The following is a 24,402-nucleotide window of genomic DNA, read 5'->3' on the forward strand; positions in this document are numbered from 1 at the left end:
CGGCCACCCGCGGAGTGACCGGCGCCTTCGTCGTGCATCCGGTTCGGGATGCCGTACGCCGTTCGACACAGCCGGGCCACGGATCACGGCTCCGGCCGCCTGCGCCCGGCTCCGGCCGGCCTCACGTTCCGGCGACGACCTCCGCCGCCGCCCGGCCGCAGACCCAGGCCGCGCCGTGGGTGGCGAGGTGGAGGGCGCCGCGGGGCGGGGCCTGCGGCAGACCCATCTCGACGACGACGGTGTCGGGGCGGGCCGCGAGCAGGGTGTCCAGGGCGGCCGCCATCCACGGATGACGGTGCTCGTCGCGGACGACGGCCACCACCCGGCGCCCGCCGGCCGCCGCCAGGGCCGCACGGCCGGCGTCCTGGCCGGCGAAGCTGCCGGTGCGGGTGCCGGGCAGCAGCCGTGCCAGCTCCGCGCCCACGCCCCACGGGGTCTCGCTGCCGACCGCGATGTTCGCGGCCGGGGTGAACACGGCGACGTACGGCGGCTCGGTCAGCGGGGTGAAGGTGTCGGCGACGGTGACCCGCAGGGCACGGCGGGCCGCGCGGAGTCCGACCTCGGGGTCGGCGGTGCCGTCCGGGCCGCCCCGCGCGGCGGCGGTCCAGCGGGCCAGGGCGCGCACCCGCTCGGCGGCGTCCGCGAGCCGTTCCTCGGGCAGTTCGCCCGAGCGGACCGCGTCGACCAGGGCGTCGCGCAGGGCGCGGACCGTCTCGTCGTCGGCGAGGCCGCCGCCCACGCAGATGGCGTCGGCACCCGCGGCGATGGCGAGCACGCTGCCGCGCCGGATGCCCCAGGTGTCGGCGACGGCCCGCATCTCCATGCCGTCGGTGACGATGAGGCCGTCGTAGCCGAGTTCGCCGCGCAGCAGGTCGGTCAGCACCCGCGGGGACAGGGTGCCCGGACGGTCGGGGTCCAGGGCGGGCACGAGGATGTGCGCGCTCATCACCGCCTTGGTGCCGGCGGCGATCGCCGCCCGGAACGGGGCGAGTTCGCGGGCGTGCAGCACCTCGGCGCCCACGTCGATGCGGGGCAGGGCGTGGTGGGAGTCGACCGCGGTGTCGCCGTGCCCGGGGAAATGCTTGGCGCAGGCGGCCACGCCGGCGGACTGCAGGCCGGTGACGTAGGCGGCGGTGTGCCGGGCGACCAGCTCGGCGGTGGCGCCGAAGGAGCGGACGCCGATGACCGGGTTGTCCGGGTTGGAGTTGACGTCCGCGGAGGGCGCCCAGTTGAGGTTCACCCCGCACTCGGCCAGGCGCCGGCCGAGTTCGCGGGCCACGGCCCGGGTCAGCTCCACGTCGTCCACGGCGCCGAGCGCGTGGTTGCCGGGGAAGCTGGATCCGGTGTGCACCTCCAGGCGGGTGACGTCACCACCCTCCTCGTCGACGGCGACCAGCACGTCCTCGCGTTCGGCGCGCAGCTGGGCGGTCAGCGCCGCGAGCTGTTCGGCGGAGGCGATGTTGCGGCCGAACAGCCCCACCGCGGCCAGCCCCTCCCCCAGGCGCCGGAGCAGCCAGTCGGGGGCGGTGGTGCCGGTGAAACCCGGCTGAAGCACCGTCAGCGCGTCGCGGGTCAGGCTGTCGGTGCCCCGGGCACAGGTGGTCATGGGGTGGTGTCATCCCTTCACGGCGCCCGCGGTCAGACCCGCGGCCATCTTGCGCTGGACGAGCAGGAACAGCACGACGATCGGCACGGCCATCATGGTGGCGCCGGCCATCATCGGGGCGTATTCCGTGCCGTGCTTGGTGGTGAAGTTGCCGAGCCAGACGGTGGCGGTCTGATGCTCCTGGCTCATCAGCATCAGGGCGTACAGGTACTCGTTCCAGGCCTGGATGAAGCCGTACACGGAGGTGGCGACCATGCCGGGGGCGAGGAGCGGGAAGACGACGCGGAGGAAGGCACCGGTGCGGGAACAGCCGTCGACCATGGCGGCCTCCTCCAGTTCGCGGGGGATGTTGACGATGAAGCCGCGCAGCGTCCACACCGTGAACGGGAGGATGAAGGTCAGGTAGGTGACGATGAGGCCGGTGAGCTTGTCGTACTGACCGAGGTCGTTCAGCAGCAGGAAGATCGGGATGATCATGGCGACCAGCGGGATCATCTGCACCGCCAGGATGCCGACGATCACGGTCTTGCGGCCGCGGAAGGCGAACCGGGAGATGGCGAGCGCGGCCAGCAGTCCGATCACCATGCCGACCACCACCACCGACAGCGACACCACGAGGCTGCGCCCGACCGGCCCCCAGAAGTCCGCGACGTCCAGCGCCCGGCGGAAGTTGGCGAGGGTGATGCCGGTCGGCAGCAGGCTGGGGTCCGGATCGATGGCGTCCTTGGCCGGTTTGAACGCGGTGTCGAGCATCCAGTACAGGGGGAAGCCCAGGACGAGGAAGACGATCAGGCCGAGCAGGTTCCAGCCGGCCTTCGTGCTCCGGCGGCGCCCCTTGGGAAGGCTCGCGGCGCCCGCGCTGCTCGTGCTGCTCATGCTGCTCACTCGACGTCCCCGATCTTCAGCATCTGGCGCATGTACACGGCGACCACGCCCAGCAGCAGCACCACGGTGAGCAGGGCGATCGCCGAGCCCTGGGCGTAGTCGTTGACCTGGAAGGCGCGGTCGTAGGAGTAGGTGTTGAGGACCTGGAACTCCGCCTCGGGGTGTCCGCCGCGCATCACGAACACCTGCGGGAAGACACCCATGTCCCAGATCACCGACAGGGTCGTGAGCATCACGAGGACCGGCTTGAGCACGGGCAGGGTGACGTAGCGGAAGACGCCCCAGGCGCCCGCGCCGTCGAGCCGGGCGGCCTCCTCCAGTTCCTTGGGCACCTGGGTCAGGCCCGCGGAGAGCGTGATGACGACGAACGGCACGGCTCCCCACACCACCAGCAGCATGATCACGGCGAGGCCCTCCGGTCCGCTGGCGAACCAGTTGTGGCCGATCAGCCGCACGCCGGGCAGCTTGCTGAGCAGGGCGTTGAGGATGCCGTAGTCGGAGTCGAACAGCCACTTGAAGACGGTGGTGGCGACGATGACCGGCATGCCCCAGCTGGCCACCAGCACCACGTTGACCAGGGTCTTGACCCAGGGCGACACCCGCTGCAGCAGCAGGGCGATCGCCATGCCGAGGACCATGGTGCAGATCACCGAGCCGGCGGCGAAGACGAGGGTGCGCAGCACCACCGCCCAGAACTCGCCGTCGCCGAGCACGGCACGGAAGTTGGCGAAACCGACCCACTCGGCGTCCTGGAACCCCCACAGCTGCGGCTGGCCGAACGTCTGGAAGGACAAGGTGACCAGCCGCACAAGCGGATAGGCCATGACCAGGACCAGCACCAGCAGGCAGGGCGCGAGGAGCAGCCAGGGGGTCGCGGTGCCGCCCGTCCTGCGCGGCCGTCCGGGCTGCCGCGGGGCGGCCGGTGGCGGTGCCTGCCGCGGTGGCGGCACTGCGACAGGGGTGGTCGTGTCTGCGGCACTCATCGCGCGCTCCTCAGCGGTGTGAAGGTCGTGTGGACCCCTCCGCGCGGCCGCGGGAGATCCGGCGCCGCACGGCGCTGTGAGAAGCGGGGCCCCGCGGCGGCGGGACCCCGCACCCGGGTCACTTGGTGTTGATCACCTTGTCGATCGCCGCGTCGGCCTCCTTGGCGGCCGCCTCGACGGACTTCTTGCCGGTGGCGATGGACTGCAGCATCGTCTGCAGCACCTGGGCCTTCTCCACCTGGCCCCAGCCCGGGGCCGTCGGGACGAACCAGCTGGACTCGGCCGCGGTGGCCGGGACCGCGGTCTTCGGGTCCTTCTTCAGCGCCGCGAGGTCGGTGGTGTTGTTGGGCAGGTTGCCCTTGGCCGCCAGGACCTTTTGGCCGGAGGGACCGGTGAAGGCGTCGATCCACTCGGCGGCGAGGTCCTGCGCCGTGGACTTGACCGGGACGGCGAGGTCCGAACCGCCCAGGAACACGGGCATGTTCTTGCCGGACGGCCCCGGCATCACGAAGTTCTCGATCTTGTCGGCGAGCTTTCCGACCTTGTCGTTCTTCGGGTCTGCGGCGGTCGCACCTTCCCAGGCGGCGGCGAAGATCATGCCGGACTTGCCCTGACCGTAGACGATCGGCCGGTCGGCCTCGTCCTTGGTCTTGTCGCCGTGCATGTACCTGTCGAGGATCTCCTTGTACGCCTCGAGGCCCTCGAGGGACTCGGGCGAGGACAGGGTGGCCTTCCACCGGCCGCCCTCCTCCTCCGCGATGGCGCCGCCGGCGTCGTAGACGAAGGACATGGCCGCGTACCAGTCACGGCTGGGCTGGTACCAGGCGCTGAACGTGTCGCCCTTCGCCTTCTGCACCTTGTCCAGGTCGGACAGGAGTTCCTGGTACGTCTTCGGTGTCGTCTTCACCCCGACCGAGGCGAAGACGTCCTTGCGCCAGTTGGCGACACGGCCGCCCGCGTAGTAGGGGACTCCGTAGGTCTTGCCCTCGTAGGTCACCGACTGCTTCAGACCGTCCAGCCAGGCCGAGGAGTTGGCGAACCTCGCCGGGTCCAGGGGGGCGAAGGCGCCCTTGACCATGTAGCCGAGCATCTCGGTGTTGCCCATCTCGACGACGTCGGGGGCCTTGTCGGTGGCGAGGACGGCGTCGAGCTTGGCGTTCTTGTCGGGCCAGCCGTAGTACTCGTGTTTGATGGTCAGCCCCGGGTGCTTGGCCTTCACCGCGTCGTCGGCGGACTTGACCAGCTCGGGCCAGTTGTTCTGGGCGTCCACGGTGAGCCAGACGGTCAGTTCCTCGGCGTCGGCGCCCTTGCCCGAGCCCCCGCCGTCGCTGCCGCACGCCGCGACGGAGAACACCATGCCCGCGATGCCGATCGCGGCAATCAGCTTGCGCTTCACGCCACCCTCCTCAGGGATGCCACAGACCCCCCGCCTCCCTGCGGCCGGCGACGGTCGAGCGTCGGCGCGCACCGCCCTCGGGGCCGGGACCGGCCAAATGGTGTAGACCAGTACCGGGGGAGCTTGGCTTAGACCATATGGGCTGTCAAGAGTGCGAAGACGCGCTCAGACGGTCCGTTACGGGACCGCGATATGCAGGGACCTTTCATTGCTCTTCCGGGCAAACGGACGCCCGCGCCGGCCGGCGTCGGCACCCCCTCGCGCCGCCCCGCCGCGGCCCGTCGGCGCCCCGGTGACACCGTCCGTCCCGGCATGTGGTGGACTAGACCAGCAGAGGTCCCGACGGTATACAGAGAGATCACGCAGCGTGCGGGTGGCGGCCCGGCACGGCGGGCCGTGCCACGATGTGAACGTGGCCGATGGAGACGGGTCGCTTCGGCACCGGAGCCGGGAAGGCAGAACATGAGCACCGACGTCAGCAGTGCGGAGAACGAGGGTGGGGCGAGTGTCCGTACCGCGCGCGTGCCCAAGTACTACCACCTGAAGAAGCATCTGCTGGACATGACCCGCACCCAGGCGCCCGGGACTCCCGTCCCGCCCGAGCGGACGCTGGCGGCGGAGTTCGACACCTCGCGCACCACCGTGCGCCAGGCGCTGCAGGAGCTGGTCGTCGAGGGCCGCCTGGAGCGCATCCAGGGCAAGGGCACCTTCGTCGCCAAGCCGAAGGTCTCCCAGGCGCTGCAGCTGACCTCCTACACCGAGGACATGCGCGCCCAGGGGCTGGAGCCGGCCTCGCAACTGCTCGACATCGGCTACATCACGGCCGACGACCGCCTCGCCGGCCTGCTCGACATCGCCCCCGGCGGCCGGGTGCTGCGCATCGAGCGACTGCGCATGGCCAACGGCGAGCCGATGGCCATCGAGACCACCCATCTGTCGGCCAAGCGGTTCCCGGCGCTGCGCCGCAGCCTGGCGAAGTACACCTCGCTGTACACGGCTCTCGCCGAGGTCTACGACGTCCACCTGGCCGAGGCCGAGGAGACCATCGAGACCTCGCTGGCCACCCCGCGCGAGGCGGGTCTGCTGGGCACCGACGTGGGGCTGCCGATGCTGCTGCTCTCCCGGCACTCCCTGGACCGCACCGGCCGGCCCGTGGAGTGGGTGCGGTCGGTCTACCGCGGTGACCGCTACAAGTTCGTCGCCCGGCTGAAGCGGCCGGCCGACTGACCCGGGCCGCCCGGCCGCCGTCGCCCCGGGCCGGAGCACCCCCTCACAATCGAACACATGGTCGAGCCCGAACCGTTACCGGCTCCGGGAACCGATATGCGGACAAGGGGTTCCGTTACCTCGGCACGTGCCCTACATTGCCTGCGCATTACCCAGGTGATCGCAAGATCACGCTGCTCAGCGAGGGGACGGAGCCACACATGTCAGATGCCCCAGAAGTCCGCCGAGGGGTGGTGACCCCCGTGCGGGTGGTCATCGGCCTCTGTCTCGTCGCGCCGTTCGTGGCGATGCTCTGGGTCGGGTCCTACGCCAAGACCGACCCCACGTTCATCGGCATCCCGTTCTTCTACTGGTACCAGATGGTGTGGGTGCTGATCTCCACGGCACTGACCATGATCGCCTACCGGCTCTGGCAGCGTGACCAGCGCGCTCGCGCGTCCCACGAGGCCGGCGCGGCGGAGAAGGGCGGTGCGGCGCGATGAGAGACGGCGTCAACGGCATCGCACTCGGCGTCTTCATCTTCTTCTTCGTGCTCGTCACCGTCATGGGCTTCCTCGCCGCCCGGTGGCGCAAGGCGGAGAACGAGCACAGCCTGGACGAGTGGGGCCTGGGAGGACGGTCGTTCGGCACCTGGATCACCTGGTTCCTGCTCGGCGGCGACCTGTACACGGCGTACACCTTCGTCGCGGTGCCCGCGGCGATCTACGCGACGGGCGCGGCCGGGTTCTTCGCGGTGCCGTACACGATCCTGGTCTACCCGCTGATCTTCACCTTCCTGCCGCGTCTGTGGTCGGTCTCCCACCGGCACGGCTACGTCACCACCTCCGACTTCGTGCGCGGCCGGTTCGGTTCCAAGGGCCTGTCGCTGGCGGTGGCGCTCACCGGCATCCTCGCCACCATGCCGTACATCGCGCTCCAGCTCGTCGGCATCCAGGCGGTGCTGGACGTGATGGGCGTCGGCGGCGGCGAGAACACCAACTGGTTCATCAAGGACCTGCCGCTGCTCATCGCCTTCGGTGTGCTGGCCGCCTACACCTACTCGTCCGGTCTGCGCGCCCCGGCGCTGATCGCGTTCGTGAAGGACGCGCTCATCTACATCGTCATCGCGGTCGCGATCATCTACATCCCGATCAAACTGGGCGGGTTCGACGACATCTTCGCCAAGGCGAGCGAGAAGTTCACCACAACGGGGGCGGGTTCCATCGCGCCGCCGGAGGGGGCCCGGTGGACGTACGCCACGCTGGCCCTGGGCAGCGCGCTCGCGCTGTTCATGTACCCGCACTCGATCACCGCGACGCTGTCCTCGCGCAGCCGTGAGGTGATCCGCCGCAACACCACGATCCTGCCGCTGTACTCGCTGATGCTGGGCCTGCTGGCACTGCTGGGCTTCATGGCGATCGCGGACGGGATCACCGTGGGCAACGGCCAGCTGGCCATCCCGCAGCTGTTCGAGAACATGTTCCCGGACTGGTTCACGGGCGTGGCCTTCGCGGCCATCGGCATCGGCGCGCTGGTGCCCGCGGCCATCATGTCGATCGCGGCCGCGAACCTGTTCACCCGCAACATCTACAAGGACTTCCTCAAGCCGGACGCCACGGCGGAGCAGGAGACCCGCGTCTCCAAGCTGGTGTCCCTGCTGGTGAAGGTGGGCGCCCTGGTCTTCGTCCTGACCATGGACAAGACGGTCGCCATCAACTTCCAGCTGCTGGGCGGCATCTGGATCCTGCAGACGTTCCCGGCCCTGGTCGGCGGCCTGTTCACGCGCTGGTTCCACCGCTGGGCGCTGCTGGCCGGCTGGGCGGTCGGCATGGTCTACGGCACCGTCGCCGCCTACGGGGTGGCCTCGCCGACGCAGAAGCACTTCGGCGGCTCCTCCGCCGAGATCCCCGGCCTCGGCGAGACCGGCTACATCGGCATGACGGCCTTCGTGCTGAACGTCCTGGTCACGGTGGTCCTCACCGTCGTCCTGCGGGCGTTCAAGGCGCCCGACGGCGTCGACGAGACCCGGCCGGAGGACTACACCAAGGACGCCGGCGACCCGGACGTCCAGGTGGAACTGCCGCCCGCCACGGCGGGTTCCGCCCACTGACGAACACATCCGCACAGTGACGGGCCGCCGGGAGGAACCGGCGGCCCGTCACCGTGTGCGGCGCGGCCGAGGGGCCGCCGTGCCGGCGACACGGCCCGTCACACCGGCCATGGCCCGGGCGGGTGACGCGGCGGTGAGGCGCCGGGCCGCATCGAGGTACTCCGGCTTCGGGTTCAGTGCGGCGGCGATGCGGACGTGCATGGCGCCGCCTCGTGCCCGCCGGACAGGTGCCCGACGAACTCGTCGAGCTGTTCCGGCGCGTGGAGGCGAACGCCGTGCTGTACCGCACGATGTTCGGTCCGGGCGGCACGGCGCGTGTCGTCGACCGGTTGCGTGAGCGGCTCGCTGAAGCGGTCGCCGAGCAACTGCCCGCCTCGGGCGCCGAATCGCGCGCCGCCGCGCCACTGATGGACGTGAACGCGCACTACCTCGCGGGCGCCTTCATCGGCGTCATCACCCACTGGCTCCGCGACGACCAGGAGCGGGCGCCGGCCGAGGACATGGCACGCGCCGTGTGGCGGCTGCTGCGCGGCCCGGCCGGATGAGCCGGGTCACCGAGGAACAACGAGCCGAACGGCGTCACATTGCCGATTACCCGAGATTTTTTGACGCCGCATCAGAACAGCGGGACGGCCCGTTGTCACACCCTCCCGGCACACTCGGGCGCATGGACGTCGTGATCAGGCCGGCCGAGCCCGGCGAGTACGGCACTCTCGGAGAGATCACCGCGCAGGCCTTTCTGCGCGACGGACTGCTGGACTTCAGTGACAGCGACGCGTATCTGGACGAGCTGAGAGACGTGGGCAAGCGGGCGGCCGCCGCGGAGGTGCTGGTGGCCGTGGCGGACGGGACGGTGCTCGGCGGCGTCACCTTCGTGGCGCCGGGCGGTCCCCTGGCCGAGATCGCCGGGCCCGGGGAGGCGGAGATGCGGATGCTCGCGGTCGCCCCCGCGGCACGCCGCCGGGGCGCCGGCGAGGCCCTGGTGCGGGCGTGCGTGGAGCGGGCCCGGGCCGCCGGCTGCCTCCGTCTGGTGCTGTCCACCCAGCGCACCATGCACGCCGCTCATCGCATCTACGAGCGCCTGGGGTTCGTCCGGGTACCGGAACGCGACTGGAACCCCCTGCCGGACGCGGACGACACCGTGCTGCTCGCCTACGCGCTGACGCTCTGACCCGCGTCACCGACCATCCGGCGCCGAACACAACATCTGGGGGTGGCTCCTCGGGTCGGCACAACATGTATGCTCATGCTCGCTGTCGCCGCAGGGGAATCCGGTGCGAATCCGGAACTGTCCCGCAACGGTGTACGCGTTCCCCCGTGCCCGCTGGGCGCCGATTCCGGCTGCCCGCGTGCCGGTGGACGAGCGTCAGTCCGAGGACCTGCCGACAGTGCGCCCGGCCGTCCGGTCCGGGCGCCCGACGTCCGGGCCTCGCGGATTGGGCCGGTGGACGCGGCGCCGTCGCGCGTCCGTGACTGCCCCCTGCCCTCGACGAGGCCCCGAGCCGAGCGAGGGAGAGCACCACGTGACCATCGCGCCCGCCGATCCGGCGTCAGCCGCGGGCCTCGACCTGGACGGTCCCGGTGCCGCACTGCTGCGCACCCTGACCGAGCTGACCGCCGACCTTCCCGGCACCGACCCCGGACGGGTCGCCGCCGCCGCGCTGCGCGGCCGTTCCGCCCACGCCGACGAGGCGGAGCTGCGGGAACTGGCGACCGAGGCGGCGGCCGGGCTGATCGCCGAGGACCCCGCCCACTCGCGGCTGGCCGCCCGGCTGCTGCTGCTCTCCCTGCGGGCCGAGGCGGCCTCGCAGGATGTCACGTCCTTCAGCGAGTCCGTGGCCGTCGGCCACCGCGAGGGGCTGATCGCCGACCGGACCGCCGCGTTCGTACGGCGGCACGCCGCCCGCCTGGACGCGACGGTGGACCCGGCCGCCGACGACCGCTTCGGCTACTTCGGGCTGCGCACCTTGCACAGCCGCTATCTGCTGCGGCACCCGCACACCCGGAAGGTGATCGAGCTGCCGCAGCACTTCCTGCTGCGCGTCGCCGCCGGTCTCGCCGCGGACGACGGCGACCGCGCCGTGGACGAGGTCGCCGCGCTGTACGGACTGATGAGCCGGCTGGAGTATCTGCCGTCCTCCCCCACGCTGTTCAACTCCGGTACGCGGCACCCCCAGATGTCGTCCTGCTACCTGCTGGACTCCCCCAAGGACGAGCTGGACTCCCTCTACGAGCGCTATCACCAGGTCGCCCGTCTGTCGAAGCACGCCGGCGGCATCGGCATCGCCTACTCCCGGGTGCGCGCCCGCGGTTCGCTGATCCGCGGCACCAACGGGCACTCCAACGGCATCGTGCCGTTCCTGAAGACGCTGGACTCCTCGGTGGCGGCGGTGAACCAGGGCGGGCGGCGCAAGGGCGCGGCCGCGGTGTACCTGGAGACCTGGCACGCGGACATCGAGGAGTTCCTGGAGCTGCGCGACAACACCGGCGAGGACGCGCGCCGCACCCACAACCTCAACCTCGCGCACTGGATCCCCGACGAGTTCATGCGCCGGGTGGACGCCGACGGGCCGTGGTCGCTGTTCTGCCCCTCCGACGTGCCCGAGCTGACCGACCTGTGGGGCGAGGAGTTCGACCGGGCCTACCGGGCGGCGGAGGCCAAGGGCCTGGCGCGGAGAACTCTGCCCGCCCGGGAGCTGTACGGCCGCATGATGCGCACGCTCGCGCAGACCGGCAACGGCTGGATGGCCTTCAAGGACACCGCCAACCGCACCGCCAACCAGACCGCCGAGCCGGGCCGTGTGATCCACTCCTCCAACCTGTGCACGGAGATCCTGGAGGTCACCGACGACACCGAGACCGCGGTGTGCAACCTGGGCTCGGTCAACCTCGGCGCGTTCGTGACCGGCGGCGGCATCGACTGGGAGAGGCTGGACGCCACCGTGCGCACCGCCGTGACGTTCCTCGACCGGGTGGTCGACATCAACTACTACCCGACCGAGCAGGCGGCCCGGTCCAACGCGCGGTGGCGGCCGGTCGGCCTGGGCGTGATGGGTCTGCAGGACGTCTTCTTCCGGCTGCGGCTTCCCTTCGACTCCCCCGAGGCCAGGGCGCTGTCCACGAAGATCGCCGAGCGGATCATGCTCGCCGCCTACGAGACGTCCGCCGATCTGGCCGAGCGCAACGGCCCGCTGCCCGCCTGGGAGCACACCCGCACCGCCCGGGGCGTGCTGCACCCCGACCACTACGACGTGACTCTCGCCTGGCCCGAGCGCTGGGCGGCGCTGCGCGAGCGGATCGCCGCCGTGGGCCTGCGCAACGCCCTGCTGCTGGCCGTCGCGCCGACCGCCACCATCGCCTCCATCGCCGGCGTCTACGAGTGCATCGAGCCGCAGGTGTCCAACCTGTTCAAGCGCGAGACGCTGTCGGGCGAGTTCCTCCAGGTCAACTCCTACCTGGTGGAGGATCTGAAGAAGCTGGGCCGGTGGGACGCGCACACCCGCCGGGCGCTGCGCGAGGCCAATGGCTCGGTGCAGGGCCTGACCTGGCTTCCGGAGGACGTACGGCGGCTGTACCGCACGGCGTGGGAGCTGCCGCAGCGCGCCCTGATCGACATGGCCGCCGCCCGCACCCCGTTCCTGGACCAGGGCCAGTCGCTGAACCTGTTCATGGAGACGCCGACCATCGGCAAGCTCTCCTCGATGTACGCCTACGCCTGGAAGGCGGGCCTGAAGACGACGTACTACCTCCGCTCCCGTCCGGCGACCCGGATCGCCCCCGCGGCCCGGGCGGAGCACCCCGACACCGTTCCCGCACCGGCCGCACCGACCGCTCAGGCGGTCGCCTGCTCCCTGGAGAACCCCGAGATCTGCGAGGCCTGCCAGTGACGACGCACCCGACCCCCGCCCGACCCCAGAACCTCCTCGACCCGGGCTTCGAGCTGACCCTGCGCCCCATGCGCTATCCGCGGTTCTACGAGCGCTACCGGGACGCCATCAAGAACACCTGGACCGTGGAGGAGGTGGATCTGCAGGGCGACGTCCCCGACCTGGCCGAGCTCTCCCCGGGCGAGCGGCACCTCATCGGCCGGCTCGTCGCCTTCTTCGCCACCGGCGACTCGATCGTGGCGAACAACCTGGTGCTCACCCTGTACAAGCACATCAACTCGCCCGAGGCGCGTCTGTATCTGAGCAGGCAGCTGTTCGAGGAGGCGGTGCACGTCCAGTTCTATCTGACGCTGCTGGACACGTATCTGCCCGACCCGGACGACCGGGCGGCGGCCTTCGCGGCCGTGGAGAACATCCCGTCCATCCGTCAGAAGGCCGAGTTCTGCTTCCGGTGGATCGACTCGGTGCAGGAGCTCGACCGGCTGCGCACCAAGGACGACCGCCGGCGGTTCCTGCTGAACCTGATCTGCTTCGCCGCCTGCATCGAGGGGCTGTTCTTCTACGGGGCCTTCGCCTACGTGTACTGGTTCCGCAGCCGGGGCCTGCTGCACGGTCTGGCCACCGGCACCAACTGGGTGTTCCGTGACGAGACGATGCACATGTCGTTCGCCTTCGACGTGGTGGACACCGTCCGCGCGCAGGAGCCGGACCTGTTCGACGAGGAGCTGGGCCGGCAGGTGACGGCGATGCTCCGGGAGGCCGTCGAGGCCGAGCTGCAGTTCGCGCGCGACCTGTGCGGCGACGGCCTGGCGGGGATGAACACCGACTCCATGCGGCAGTACCTGGAGTGCGTCGCCGACCAGCGTCTGACACGGCTCGGCTTCGCCCCGGTGTACGGCTCCGAGAACCCCTTCTCCTTCATGGAGCTGCAGGGGGTTCAGGAGCTGACCAACTTCTTCGAACGACGGGTGTCGGCGTACCAGGTGGCGGTGGAGGGCTCGGTCGCCCTGGACGAGGACTTCTGATCCCGCCGCGGGCGCGTGGGCGCCGTCCGGGACTCCTGGTCCGCGTGCTTGCGCTGTGCGCACCGGATCTGCCGGTCGATGCGCCACTCCCGTACGGCGCCGATCGCCGCCGGGAGGATCATCAGGACCGGGAGTCCCCACACGGCCGACAGTCCGATCAGTCCTTGGATGCGGTCTGCGTTCATGGACAACACTGTCGCGCCGGACGCACCTGACCGTCAGTGGCAGGACTGCCTCACACCTTCAAATTCCTGCCATCGTGCGCCACACTGACGGAGTGTTGCGGAACGTGGCGGCCGTGGTGCTGGACGGGGTGCGCCCCTTCGAACTGGGCGTGGTCTGCGAGGTGTTCGGCGTCGACCGGAGCGACGACGGACTGCCGGTGTACGACTTCGCGGTGGTCTCCGCCGAGGGTCCCTCACTGGGCACCCATGCCGGGGGCCTGAGCATGGCCACCCCGTACGGGCTGGACCGGCTGGAGACGGCCGATCTGATCGCGGTGCCGGCCGGGGAGGAGTTCACCCGGCGGACGTACCCGCCGGAACTGCTCGAGGCGCTGCGTCGGGCCGTCGAGCGCGGGACGCGGGTGCTGAGCGTGTGCTCGGGCGTCTTCGTGCTCGGTGCCGCCGGACTGCTGGACGGCCGTCGCTGCGCGGTGCACTGGCACCACGCCGCCGAGCTGGCCCGCCGGTACCCGCGCGCGAAGGTGGAACCGGACGTGCTCTACATCGACGAGGACCCGGTGATCACCTCCGCCGGGACGGCCGCCGGCATCGACGCCTGCCTGCACATCGTGCGCAAGGAGCAGGGGCCGCAGGTCGCCAACAAGATCGCCCGGCGCATGGTGGTGCCGCCGCACCGGGAGGGCGGGCAGGCGCAGTACATCGAGCGGCCCCTGCCGCGCTCCCGCTCCGACACCGTGGCCGGGGTGCTGGCCTGGATGGAGGAGAACCTGCACCGGGAGATCACGGTGGACCAGCTCGCCGCCCGCGCGCACATGTCGCCGCGCACCTTCGCCCGCCGCTTCCAGCAGGAGACGGGGACCACGCCCTACCGCTGGCTGCTGCGCCAGCGGGTGCTGCTGGCGCAGGAACTGCTGGAGGCGACGGACCAGACGATGGACATGATCGCCGACCGGACCGGGTTCGGCACCGCGGCGGCGCTGCGGTACCAGTTCCAGCGGGTGCTGGGCATCACCCCGCACGCCTACCGGCGTGCGTTCGCCGGCCCGCGAGGCGGATGAGACACGACCGGAGCGCGGGCCCGGCTCCGGCGGACCGGCCGCTCACCCAGGCACCGTCGCGGCAGCCACGGCTCCCGGCCGCCGGGCCGGCGGCACTTCCGGTCCCGGTCCCGGACACGGCCACGGCGCCCGGCCGGGCATGCGGTCGGGCGCCGTGCGCAGGTGTGGGTGCCGGTCCGGGCGGTGGAGACGGGACCGCCGAAGGGCGTCAGTCGTTGGGCACCACGGGGTAGCGCGGCTCGTTCTCCTCCATCTGCCGCAGCACGTCCTTGCGTTCCCGCTTGGAGAGCCGGTCGATGTACAGCGAGCCGTAGAGGTGGTCCGTCTCGTGCTGCAGGCACCGGGCGAAGTAGCCGGTGCCGCGCACCTTGATCGGATTGCCGCGCTCGTCCTGGCCGGTCACCTCGGCGTAGTCGGGGCGGGCCAGCGGGGCGTAGGCGCCGGGCACGGACAGGCAGCCCTCGCTGCCGTCGTCCAGGCGGCGGCGCTCGGCGGGCAGCTCGACCAGCTTGGGGTTGCAGACCACGCCGACGTGCCGCACGCCCGCGTCGTCGGCGCAGTCGTAGACGAACACCTTCAGGTCCACGCCGATCTGGTTGGCGGCCAGGCCCACGCCCTCGGCGGTGCGCTGGCTGGCGAACATGTCGGCGACCAGCTGCTGCAGCTCCTCACCGAACTCGGTGACGTCCTTGCACTCCTTGTGGAGCACCGGGTTGCCGACCACCGTGATCGGCCGCGAGGTCCCGCGCTCGCGCCACGCCCGCTCGCGTTCCTCGCAGTCCTGCGTGTCGACGACGTACCCCTCGTCGTCGACGGGGAGCACGCCCGCGTGCTGCTGATCGGTGTCCTGCTGCGCCATGACCGACGTACGCCTTCCTGCAAGCCTGTGAGATGTAGCGGATACAGCCTAAAGGGGCCGGACACCGGCGCGGGCCGGGTCCGGGTACGGGCACCGGACGGCGGGCCCGGCAGATGTCGTCCAGGTGTGCGCGCCGACGGGCTCAGCAGACCTCTTCCAGGTCCCGCCAGTCGCGGGAGTCCGGGCTGTCCGCCACCCAGCCGTCCAGCAGTCCGCGCACCAGCGAGGCCGGCGCGGCCACCCCGCACTCCCGCTCCGGCACCCACAGCTGCCCGTCGGTGCGGTGCCCCAGCGGCCCGGGGTGGCCCGGCTCGCTGTGGTCGTGCGGGTCGAGGTGCACGCCGTCGCCCTCGTCGGACGGCATCCGCGACTCCGAGCAGGTCCGGCACAGCAGCCGCACGGAGGACGACCAGTCCTCGGCGGCGAACCCGGCGTCGGCGGCGAGTTGTTCCAGCGCGTCCCGGTCCGCCTCGGTGGCGGCCTCCAGCAGCACCACCCAGGTGGGCACCGGCGAGGGCGCCCACAGCTCGATCTCGTCGAAGACGGGGAAGGTGTGCCCGTCGCCGGTGGTGCGCTCCCCGTGGGGGACGCCGTCGTGCAGCACCACCTCGCCCCAGCGTCGTCCGGAGGACGGCAGCGGGATGGACAGCACCTCGATCCGGGCCGGGTCCAGGCGCCGGCCCCACACCACCTCGGCCTCGCCCTCCGGGGACAGCCGCACGGCCGCGCTGCCCAGCTCCATGCCCACCGGCTCCCCGGCCGCGGTCGCCCCGCCGGGCACCCTCAGGCCGTAGGCCTGCCAGGCCCTGCGGGCCAGCGGCCAGTCCTGCAGCGCGGTCGCGGCGATGCCGACGTTCCACCAGTCCGGCGCCCCGGTGTCCTTGTCCAGCAGGGCCACGGCGCGCAGTCCGGCCGCCCGGGCCTGCTCCCAGTCGTGGCGGAACTTGTGCAGCAGAGCCAGGTTGAACCAGGACTCCGCCAGCCAGGGCTCCAGATCGGCGGCGCGTGTCAGCAGCGCGCCCGCGTCCTCGTACCGGCCGTCGCCGATCAGGGTGAACGCGCGGTCGGTGGCCCGCCGCCACGAGGCGGAGGGCCGGTGCCGTCCCTTGCCGAAGATCCTCACGTTTCCCGCCTGCCAGTTCCGTCGAGTGGGCCGGCCTCGCCCCCGGACACCCTTTGCTTCGCATCCAACCACGGACGGCTTCCGGGGCGCTCATTACCCATGGGTTACCCCACGGCGGGCACGGTCAGACCGTCCCGCGCCAGGACCCGGGCGAGGGCGGTCAGCACTTCGGGCGCGTAGTCGCCGCCGGCCCGGCGCAGTTCCTCCAGCGCTTCCCAAGGGCCACCGGAGCCGGCGTCGCGGGCCTTTTCGTCGTAGGCGTTCACGGCCCGCACGATCCGCGCGGGCAACGGCTGCTCCGGACAGGGGTCGGCCTGCCGCTCCACCACGACCGCCACCTCGCGGCCCGCACCCGTCCGGCGCACCACCGCCCCGCCCAACAGGGCGATGCGCCGCTGCTCGGCGGCGGGCAGATCGGCCGTCGCACCGGCGGGCACCGGTTCGTCGAGGCCGAGCTGCCCGATGTCGTGCAGGAGGGCGGCGTGCTCCAGGACCGTCAGGTCCCGTTCCGTCAGGCCCAGGTCGCGGCCCACGGCCCGGCTGAGCGCGGCGACCCGGCGGGCGTGCCCGGGCGGTGTGCACCCGGCGATCTCGGTGGCCCGGGCCAGCGAGGCGATCGTCTGCCGGCACACGGCGCGCACCGCGGCGCAGCGGCGGAAGGACAGCTGGGTGAGCAGCATCGGCAGGGCGCACACCGGCAGCGCCCACAGTCCGGCGACGGCGACCCCCAGGGCCGTCACCGCGCCCGTCGCGCACACCGCCGATCCGAGTCCGAGCAGGCCGCGCAGCTCCTCGCGCAGCAGCGGGAGGAGGGGCCACCGGGTGCGGCAGTGCAGCGACACCGCGGCCACCGCCGCGCCGCACAGCGCGGCGAGCGCCGACACCACCGGCAGCGCCACCGCGTGCCCCGGCCCGCCCCAGGCGCCGGTCGCCCCCGTGGCGTGCAGCACGTGGGTGCCGGTCGCGGCGACGAAGACGGTCAGCACCCGCCGGACGAGGTGGTCCAGGGTTCCGGCGTGCCCGCGGGCGAGGTGCGGCACGCTGCCGAGCAGCCCCGCGGCGAGGACCACCGCGACCGTCTGGCAGGCGCCGTGGTGGGCGGACCGGCCCGCCTCCTCGCCGAGCAGGGCGTAGGCCAGGGCCGCGGCGGCACCGAGCGGCGCGGGTTCGCGGACCTCGGGTCCGGTGTCGGCGCCGGCCGGCGCGGACCACCGGGTCAGCTCCCCTGTCAGGACGAGGGCGCCGAAGGCCAGCGCGGCGCCGGGCCGGACCGGACCGGTGTGCAGCGTGACGGCGAGCGAGGCCAGGGCGACGAGGACGGCGGTGCCGCGGACGAGGGCGAGCAGCAGCGGTCGGGTCATCGGCGGGTGTGCTCCCGTGGTCCGGCCGTCTTTCGGAGGTCCGCCCGGGCGCGTTCCGGCGTGCCGTCCGTCCCGGGCGCGGGGGCCGGCGTGCCCGGTGGCCGTGGCGTCCGGTCGTCGTCCGAGGTGACCGCCGGGTGCCAGCCGTGGCGGGCGAGGGCGCGCACCAGGGCGGTGACCATGCGCGGGTCGAACTGGGCGCCGGCGCAGCGGCGCAGCTCCCGCAGGGCGGCCGGCACGGGGCGGGCCGGCCGGTAGGAGCGGGTGGACGTCATCGCGTCGAAGGCGTCGGCGACGGCGACCACCCGCGCGCACTCGGGAATCCGGTCACCGCTCAGCCCGTAGGGGTAGCCGCTGCCGTCCAGCCGTTCGTGGTGGTGCAGGATCGCCGCGCGGGCCTCGTCGAGGAAGGAGATGCCGCGGACCATCTCGTGGCCGTACTCGGGGTGCAGCTCGATGATCCGCCGTTCCTCGGCGGTCAGCGGGCCCTCCTTGCGCAGCAGCCGGGTGGGCACGCCCAGTTTGCCCACGTCGTGCAGGAGACCGGCGAAGCGCAGCACCTCGACGCGCTCGTCGTCCATGCCCAGCTCGCGGGCGATCATCGCGGAGGCCCGGCCGACGCGTTCGCTGTGCCCGCGGGTGTAGCCGTCCTTGAGGTCGACGGCCTGCACCAGGGCGCGGATCGTCGCCCGGTGGGCGGCCCGCTCGCGGTCGTACTGGGCCCACGCCCACCAGGACGCCCCGGTCGGCAGCAGCATCAGCAGGGCGGCGACCGGGCCGTAGGGGCTGCGCCACAGCACGGCCGTCATCAGGCCGGCCAGCCCGTGGACCGTGACGGGTCCCAGGGTCCGGGACATCAGCTCGCGCCAGGCCCGGATCGGGGACACGGGGCCGCAGGCGGCGCGGATCAGGGCATCCAGCGCGGTCAGCACCAGGCAGTACGCCACCGCGGCGGCCGCGGCGCAGCCGAGCGCGGCGGCGAAGCGGCAGTCGGCGACGACGGTCCTGCCGCCCAGGGCCGCAGACACATGGGCGGCCGTCCACACGGCGAGCACCTGCTGGGCCGCGTGCCAGGCACGGCGCAGCACGTCGTCGGGCCGCTCGCCCGGCGCGAGCAGTGCGCCCGGCAGGGCGACGAGGGCGGCGGCGGACGGCGGCAGCAGGAGGACGGCGGCCAGCAGGACGGGGCAGCCGGTGCCGGTGAAACGGCGCCCGCCGAGCCGTTCGCAGCCCGCGTACAGCGCGACGAGCGGCAGCACCGTCGCCCAGGGCGTGTGCGGGACCTGCGCGTGCGTGGCGGGGAGCACCGGAAGCAGGCAGGGCAGCGCGCCCAGCACCGCGCAGGCCACGGTCGCACGGGCCCGCGGCGGCACCGCCTCCATGTCGCCCCTCCCGCTCCGGCCGGACCAACTCGTCAGGGCCGCGAGCCTAGGGCGGGGCGGTGGACAGCGGGCCCGGGGCACCTCGGTTCACCCGGACGGGTGGGCGCGTTCGAGGGAAAGCGCGCACCCTGACGCACCAAGCGGACGCAACGGGGCGCTCCGGGTGGCGGCCCGGCACCACCGCGCGCTCCCGGGCGACGCGATGCCTTCCGTCAGGAGCCCTGGACGGGTTCCGGTCAGGAGCCCTGGGGCAGGTCCCCGTCAGGACTCCTGGGACGTCATCCGAGTCGTGCTCACGTCATCCCGGGGGCGGACGGTGACGTCGCCCTCGGGCAGGACCTGCCCGGAGCGGATCAGCTCGATGCGTCCCATCACCTTGGCGCGCAGGTCCGACGGCACCTCGTCATGTCCGCAGCACCGCTTGACCAGCTTCTTCACGGCCTGCTCCAGGCCGTACTTCTCCAGGCACGGCGCGCACTCCTCGAAGTGCTGCTCGAACTTGGTGCGATCGACGTCCGGCATCTCACGGTCGAGGAACTCGTAGAGGTGGCCGAGGACCTCACTGCAGTCCGTCTCGTGCGGCTTGCCGCAGCTCATGAGCCCGAGCCTTTCGCTTCGTTCGACTCTCCGGCGCCGGCCGGGACGAGCCCGCGTTCACGGGCGTAGTCCTCCAGCATGCCGCGCAGCTGACGACGGCCCCGGTGCAGGCGGGACATCACCGTTCCGATGGGTGTCCCCATGATGTCCGCGATCTCCTTGTAGGCAAACCCCTCGACGTCCGCGAGATACACCGCGATGCGGAATTCCTCGGGGATCGCCTGGAGAGCCTCCTTCACGTCCGAGTCGGGCAGGTGGTCGAGCGCCTGCGACTCGGCGGAGCGCAGGCCGGTCGACATGTGCGACTCGGCGCGGGCGAGCTGCCAGTCCTCGATCTCCTCCGCGGCGCTGCGCTGCGGTTCGCGCTGCTTCTTGCGGTAGGAGTTGATGAAAGTGTTGGTGAGGATCCGGTACAGCCACGCCTTGAGGTTCGTGCCCTCACGGAACTGGTGGAAGGACGCGTACGCCTTGGCGTAGGTCTCCTGCACCAGGTCTTCGGCGTCGGCAGGGTTGCGCGTCATGCGCAGCGCGGCCGAGTACATCTGGTCGAGGAACTCGAGCGCGTCGCGCTCGAAGCGCGCACTGCGCTCCGCGGACGACTCCGCGGACGCGGTCACGCCCGTGCCCTGGCCTTCGGGCAGCTCCGCCTGGCCGTTGTCGGTCCCTGCGACCGGACCCACCTCCTCGCGTTCCCGGGCGGGACCGAGACCGGCCCCACTCGACTCGGAGGATAGAACACGACCCGCCCCGGCCGCCCCTCGAAAAGGAACGGTCTTCGGCGCGTGCAGCACCGCCCACTCCAGGGCCGTGTCACGCTCACGGGTCGCGTCGGATCCGGCCGGGCGCAGCCCGTCCACTGGGTGAGGGCTGGAGGCGGGCGGGCAGATGGTGGAACCCATGCGGCGGACTTCCTTCCCACAACGGCGGTGCCGAGGCCTCAGCACGTCTGTCAGGCGTCAACAGCGACCCGCCGCGGGGCATTCCCGGGCCTCACACGAGTGGCGCAGCCCACTGCGCCACCGCGTCCGTGAGGATCTCCAGCGCCCGCTCCTGGGTGATCTGCGACCGCTTGGGGACGGCGAACCCGTGATCGCCGTCCGGGACCTCCACCAGCCGGAAGTCGCCGGCCGGGAACTCCTCCGGCCGGCCGAAGGGGTCCCTGCCGCCTTGGACGACGAGCGTGGGCACCCCGGTGTTGAGCAGTTCCGCGGCGCGGGACCGCTCCGGCCGGCCCGGCGGATGCAGCGGGAAGCTCAGCGCGAGCACGGCGTGCGCGCCCAGCTCCCGCGCCGTGCGGCAGGCGACCCGCGCCCCGGCGCTGCGCCCGGCGGCGATCACCGGCAGCCCGGGGGCGGTCAGCGCGGGCCAGATCCCGCGCCACGCGGCGTCCAGGGTCTTCGGCGCGGGTGCCACCTTCTTGCCGGCCACCCGCCAGGGCTGCTCCACGAGCGCCACGCTCACCCCGTGCGCCGGCAGCACGCGGGCCAGGGCCTGCAGGTCGCGGGCCTCGATGCCGCCGCCGGCTCCGTGCCCGGCGGCCAGCACCAGCCGTGCCGTCGCCGCCGGGTGCCAGGTCACGCGGGCGGTTCCCGCCTCGGTCTCGATCGTCTCGGTCGCGCTGGAGATCACGTCAGAAGAGTGTGCCCTCTTCCGGTGCCGGCAGCTCCTTCAGCAGCTCCGGGCCGTTGTTGCGGACGTTGCTGACGGCGGTGGAGACCGGGTAGGCGCGCATCAGACCGGGCGGCGGCGGATCCAGCAGGCCGCGCAGGTCGGCCGGGTCGGTGCGGTTCGGGTCCAGCCAGGCGTCCCAGCGGTCGGGGGTGAGCATCAGCGGCATCCGCGGATGGATGTCGGCCAGCGAGCGCGGGCCCTCGGCGGGCGCGACCGCGAGCGGGGTGCGCTCCGCCTCCGTGGTGATCACCGCGCAGGTCACCCACCAGGCCCGCGGATGGTCGTCGGGCAGCGTGCGGTCCCGCCAGAACTCGTACAGTCCGGCCATCACCAGCACCGACCCGTCGGCCGGGGTGACGAAGTACGGCTGCTTGCGGGGCCGCTTGCGCCGGCCCTCGACCTCCAGTTCCCGCTCCTGGGCGCCGGTCACCCACTCGTAGTAGCCGTCGGCGGGCACGATGCAGCGGCGAGAGGCGAAGGCCCGGCGGTAGGACGGCTTCTCGTGCACGGTCTCCGCCCGCGCGTTGATCATCCGGGCGGCGCCCTCCGGCGACTTCGCCCAGGACGGGACGAGGCCCCAGGTCAGCTTGCGCAGCTGGCGAACCGGACGGCGGTCCTCGGCGTCTTTCAGGGGGCGGTCGAGGACGACGTGCACCTCCTTGGTGGGGGCCACGTTGTAGTCGGGCGCCAGGGTCTCGTCCGGCTCCCACTTCTCGACACCGAAGATCTTCACCAGGTCCTCGGCCCCGCGACTCGCTGCATACCGTCCGCACATGCATGCCACACTGCCAGCCCCTCCCACCTCCCGGCCACCGCCCCCACCGACGACGCTTCCGCACCCCCTGTCCCGACCGCACCACCCGAGGAGCCCTCCGCGACCATGGCCAGCACCGCCGCCTCCGCGCTGCCCGACGTCTGGGACCGGCTGACCGGCACCCAGCCCGACCCCGAGCTGTGGATGGTGGTCGCCACCGGGCTCGCCGCGCTCGCCGTCGTGGTCCCGCACGCCTCGTGGCGGGTGGCACGCAACGCCGTCACCATCGCCCACGAGGGCGGGCACGCGCTGGTGGCCCTGCTCACCGGCCGCACGCTCACCGGCATACGCCTGCACTCCGACACCAGCGGCCTGACCGTCAGCCGCGGCAAGCCCTACGGCCTGGGCATGATCCTCACCGCGGCCGCCGGGTACACCGCTCCCCCGCTGCTGGGCCTGGGCGGCGCCGCGCTGCTCGCCGCCGGACGCATCACGCTGCTGCTGTGGGCGGCCACCGCGCTGCTGCTGGCGATGCTGGTGATGATCCGCAACGTCTACGGGGTGCTGACGGTGGTCCTCACCGCCGCCGCGTTCCTGCTGGTGTCGTGGCTGGCCGACCCCCAGGTGCAGGCGGCGTTCGCGTACGCCGTGGTGTGGTTCCTGCTGCTGGGCGGGGTGCGGCCGGCCTTCGAGCTGCAGGCCCAGCGGTCCCGGGGCGGGGCCGCGGACTCCGACGCGGACCAGCTGGCGCGGCTGACGCATGTGCCGGCCGGGCTGTGGCTGTTCCTCTTCCACGTGGTGTCGCTGTGCTCGCTGCTGGGCGGGGGCCGGTGGCTGCTCGGCGGATGAGCGGCGCGCACGTCCCCCCGACGCCTCGCAGCGCCGTCGGGGGCCGCGGACACCCTCGGTGAACGGGCCGCCGCACCGTGCGGCCGTCGGACGATCGCGTCCCTTATAGAGTGGGCCCCATGGCCCCGAACGACACGTCCACCGCCCTCTGGCCCGCCCCGCACGCGAGCGGAGCCGTCGACGCGACGGTCCACGTGCCCGGGTCCAAGTCGGTCACCAACCGGGCGCTGGTGCTGGCCGCGCTGGCCTCCGAGCCGGGCTGGCTGCGCCGCCCGCTGCGCTCCCGCGACACGCTGCTGATGGCCGAAGCGCTGCGGGCCATGGGTGTCGGGATCGAGGAGACGGTGTCCTCGTCCTCCGGCGCGGGTGCCTCCGGTGAGGCCTGGCGGGTGATCCCGGCGGGGCTGCACGGCCCGGCCACGGTCGACGTGGGCAACGCCGGCACGGTGATGCGGTTCCTGCCGCCGGTGGCCACGCTGGCCGACGGCCCCGTCCGCTTCGACGGCGACCCGCGCTCCTACGAGCGCCCCCTGCACGGCGTGATCGACGCGCTGCGCGCGCTCGGCGCCCGGATCGACGACGACGGCCGCGGCGCCCTGCCGCTCACGGTGCACGGCGGCGGCGCCCTGGACGGCGGCACGGTCGAGATCGACGCCTCCTCGTCCTCCCAGTTCGTCTCCGCGCTGCTGCTGTCCGGCCCGCGCTTCAACCAGGGCGTGGAGGTGCGGCACGTCGGGGCGACACTGCCGTCGATGCCGCACATCCGGATGACGGTGGACATGCTGCGCGCGGCCGGCGCCCAGGTGGACGCCCCCGAGTCGGGCGGCGAGCCCCATGTGTGGCGGGTGACGCCGGGTGCCCTGCTCGGCCGGGACCTGACCATCGAGCCGGACCTGTCGAACGCGCAGCCGTTCCTCGCGGCGGCCCTGGTCACCGGCGGCAGGGTCGTCATCCCCGACTGGCCGCGGCACACCACCCAGCCGGGCGACCGGCTGCGGGAGATCTTCACCGAGATGGGCGGCTCCTGCGAGCTGACCGACTACGGCCTGGTCCTCACCGGCTCCGGCTCCGTGCACGGCATCGACGCGGACCTGAGCGAGGTCGGCGAGCTGACCCCGGGCATCGCCGCGGTGGCCGCGCTCGCGGACTCTCCCTCGACCCTGCGGGGCGTGGCCCATCTGCGGCTGCACGAGACGGACCGGCTGGCGGCGCTCACCAAGGAGATCAACGCGCTCGGAGGCGACGTCACCGAAACGGCCGACGGCCTGCACATCCGGCCGCGTCCGCTGCACGGCGGGGTCTTCCACACCTACGACGACCACCGCATGGCCACGGCCGGCGCCATCATCGGCCTGGTGGTCGAGGGTGTGCAGATCGAGAACGTGGCGACGACCGCGAAGACCCTGCCGGACTTCCCCGACCTGTGGACCGGGATGCTCGGGGCGTAGGACGCGGGGATCAGCTC

The 24,402-nt window shown here is 72.5% G+C and carries 22 protein-coding genes and 1 riboswitch; of the genes, 10 read left to right on the forward strand and 12 right to left on the reverse strand.

Annotated features, from left to right (window positions below; translation table 11 throughout):
- Positions 1 to 121: 121 nt before the first annotated feature.
- From OG899_RS08145 to OG899_RS08160, 4 genes are all read right to left on the reverse strand, one after another.
- Positions 122 to 1,606: a glycoside hydrolase family 3 protein gene (locus OG899_RS08145; protein WP_406310962.1), complete on the reverse strand. Its 1,485-nt coding sequence runs from the start codon at positions 1,604 to 1,606 to the stop codon at positions 122 to 124.
- Between the two features lie 9 nt (positions 1,607 to 1,615).
- A complete protein-coding gene (locus OG899_RS08150; protein ID WP_125497823.1) occupies positions 1,616 to 2,482 on the reverse strand; it encodes a carbohydrate ABC transporter permease in 867 nt (288 codons plus the stop codon).
- 5 nt (positions 2,483 to 2,487) lie between these two features.
- A complete protein-coding gene (locus OG899_RS08155) occupies positions 2,488 to 3,474 on the reverse strand; it encodes a carbohydrate ABC transporter permease (RefSeq protein WP_406310963.1) in 987 nt (328 codons plus the stop codon).
- A 118-nt stretch (positions 3,475 to 3,592) separates the two neighbouring features.
- Entirely contained in the window at positions 3,593 to 4,870 is a 1,278-nt protein-coding gene (locus OG899_RS08160; protein ID WP_168131576.1) for an extracellular solute-binding protein, read from the reverse strand.
- A gap of 462 nt (positions 4,871 to 5,332) precedes the next feature.
- Between OG899_RS08160 and OG899_RS08165 the strand changes: the two genes are divergently transcribed.
- The 8 genes from OG899_RS08165 (at position 5,333) to OG899_RS08200 (ending at position 14,341) form a co-directional block, all read left to right on the forward strand.
- On the forward strand, positions 5,333 to 6,097 hold the full coding sequence (locus OG899_RS08165) for a GntR family transcriptional regulator (RefSeq protein ID WP_125497826.1): 765 nt from the start codon (positions 5,333 to 5,335) through the stop codon (positions 6,095 to 6,097).
- 200 nt (positions 6,098 to 6,297) lie between these two features.
- Entirely contained in the window at positions 6,298 to 6,579 is a 282-nt protein-coding gene (locus tag OG899_RS08170) for a DUF3311 domain-containing protein (protein ID WP_185867839.1), read from the forward strand.
- Complete coding sequence (gene mctP / locus OG899_RS08175; protein ID WP_125497827.1) at positions 6,576 to 8,186, forward strand: monocarboxylate uptake permease MctP; 1,611 nt, start codon at positions 6,576 to 6,578, stop codon at positions 8,184 to 8,186. The genes OG899_RS08170 and mctP overlap by 4 nt, the downstream gene beginning before the upstream one ends.
- A 212-nt stretch (positions 8,187 to 8,398) precedes the next feature.
- On the forward strand, positions 8,399 to 8,731 hold the full coding sequence (locus OG899_RS08180; RefSeq protein ID WP_168131578.1) for a TetR-like C-terminal domain-containing protein: 333 nt from the start codon (positions 8,399 to 8,401) through the stop codon (positions 8,729 to 8,731).
- A gap of 122 nt (positions 8,732 to 8,853) precedes the next feature.
- Positions 8,854 to 9,357: a GNAT family N-acetyltransferase gene (locus OG899_RS08185; RefSeq protein ID WP_168131579.1), complete on the forward strand. Its 504-nt coding sequence runs from the start codon at positions 8,854 to 8,856 to the stop codon at positions 9,355 to 9,357.
- 54 nt (positions 9,358 to 9,411) lie between these two features.
- Positions 9,412 to 9,576, forward strand: a riboswitch (cobalamin riboswitch).
- A 133-nt stretch (positions 9,577 to 9,709) separates the two neighbouring features.
- Positions 9,710 to 12,073 carry a ribonucleoside-diphosphate reductase subunit alpha gene (locus tag OG899_RS08190; RefSeq protein ID WP_189428036.1) on the forward strand — a complete coding sequence of 788 codons (2,364 nt, stop codon included), beginning with the start codon at positions 9,710 to 9,712 and terminating at the stop codon, positions 12,071 to 12,073.
- 68 nt (positions 12,074 to 12,141) lie between these two features.
- Positions 12,142 to 13,098: a ribonucleotide-diphosphate reductase subunit beta gene (locus tag OG899_RS08195; protein ID WP_229814114.1), complete on the forward strand. Its 957-nt coding sequence runs from the start codon at positions 12,142 to 12,144 to the stop codon at positions 13,096 to 13,098.
- Between the two features lie 277 nt (positions 13,099 to 13,375).
- Positions 13,376 to 14,341: a helix-turn-helix domain-containing protein gene (locus tag OG899_RS08200; protein ID WP_168131581.1), complete on the forward strand. Its 966-nt coding sequence runs from the start codon at positions 13,376 to 13,378 to the stop codon at positions 14,339 to 14,341.
- A gap of 208 nt (positions 14,342 to 14,549) precedes the next feature.
- On the opposite strand, the gene def is transcribed toward OG899_RS08200, so the two are convergent.
- The 8 genes from def to OG899_RS08240 all read right to left on the reverse strand — a co-directional run bounded on the left by def (position 14,550) and on the right by OG899_RS08240 (position 22,109).
- Positions 14,550 to 15,200 (reverse strand): peptide deformylase, encoded by a 651-nt coding sequence (gene def / locus OG899_RS08205; RefSeq protein ID WP_125497832.1) that lies wholly within the window; start codon positions 15,198 to 15,200, stop codon positions 14,550 to 14,552.
- A 142-nt stretch (positions 15,201 to 15,342) separates the two neighbouring features.
- Positions 15,343 to 16,323, reverse strand: a complete 981-nt coding sequence (locus tag OG899_RS08210) for a hypothetical protein (protein ID WP_125497833.1) — start codon at positions 16,321 to 16,323, stop codon at positions 15,343 to 15,345.
- Positions 16,324 to 16,427: 104 nt separating this feature from the next.
- A complete protein-coding gene (locus OG899_RS08215) occupies positions 16,428 to 17,684 on the reverse strand; it encodes an HD-GYP domain-containing protein (protein WP_125497834.1) in 1,257 nt (418 codons plus the stop codon).
- The gene (locus OG899_RS08220) at positions 17,681 to 19,066 is read right to left on the reverse strand and encodes an HD-GYP domain-containing protein (protein WP_125497835.1); all 1,386 of its coding nucleotides are present in this window, start codon (positions 19,064 to 19,066) and stop codon (positions 17,681 to 17,683) included. The genes OG899_RS08215 and OG899_RS08220 overlap by 4 nt, the downstream gene beginning before the upstream one ends.
- A 261-nt stretch (positions 19,067 to 19,327) precedes the next feature.
- Positions 19,328 to 19,663 carry a mycothiol system anti-sigma-R factor gene (gene rsrA, locus OG899_RS08225; protein ID WP_125497836.1) on the reverse strand — a complete coding sequence of 112 codons (336 nt, stop codon included), beginning with the start codon at positions 19,661 to 19,663 and terminating at the stop codon, positions 19,328 to 19,330.
- Positions 19,660 to 20,343 carry a sigma-70 family RNA polymerase sigma factor gene (locus OG899_RS08230; protein ID WP_125497873.1) on the reverse strand — a complete coding sequence of 228 codons (684 nt, stop codon included), beginning with the start codon at positions 20,341 to 20,343 and terminating at the stop codon, positions 19,660 to 19,662. Before OG899_RS08230 ends, rsrA begins: the two co-directional genes overlap by 4 nt.
- A 310-nt stretch (positions 20,344 to 20,653) precedes the next feature.
- Positions 20,654 to 21,292, reverse strand: coding sequence for an alpha/beta family hydrolase (locus tag OG899_RS08235; RefSeq protein WP_125497837.1), 639 nt, complete (start codon positions 21,290 to 21,292; stop codon positions 20,654 to 20,656).
- Between the two features lies 1 nt (position 21,293).
- Positions 21,294 to 22,109: an SOS response-associated peptidase gene (locus OG899_RS08240; RefSeq protein WP_406310964.1), complete on the reverse strand. Its 816-nt coding sequence runs from the start codon at positions 22,107 to 22,109 to the stop codon at positions 21,294 to 21,296.
- 105 nt (positions 22,110 to 22,214) lie between these two features.
- Between OG899_RS08240 and OG899_RS08245 the strand changes: the two genes are divergently transcribed.
- Positions 22,215 to 22,937 carry a M50 family metallopeptidase gene (locus tag OG899_RS08245; protein WP_125497839.1) on the forward strand — a complete coding sequence of 241 codons (723 nt, stop codon included), beginning with the start codon at positions 22,215 to 22,217 and terminating at the stop codon, positions 22,935 to 22,937.
- Between the two features lie 119 nt (positions 22,938 to 23,056).
- Entirely contained in the window at positions 23,057 to 24,385 is a 1,329-nt protein-coding gene (gene aroA, locus OG899_RS08250; RefSeq protein WP_125497840.1) for a 3-phosphoshikimate 1-carboxyvinyltransferase, read from the forward strand.
- Positions 24,386 to 24,402 lie beyond the last annotated feature (17 nt).

Source organism: Streptomyces thermoviolaceus (assembly GCF_045209695.1).
Lineage (GTDB): Bacteria > Actinomycetota > Actinomycetes > Streptomycetales > Streptomycetaceae > Streptomyces > Streptomyces thermoviolaceus.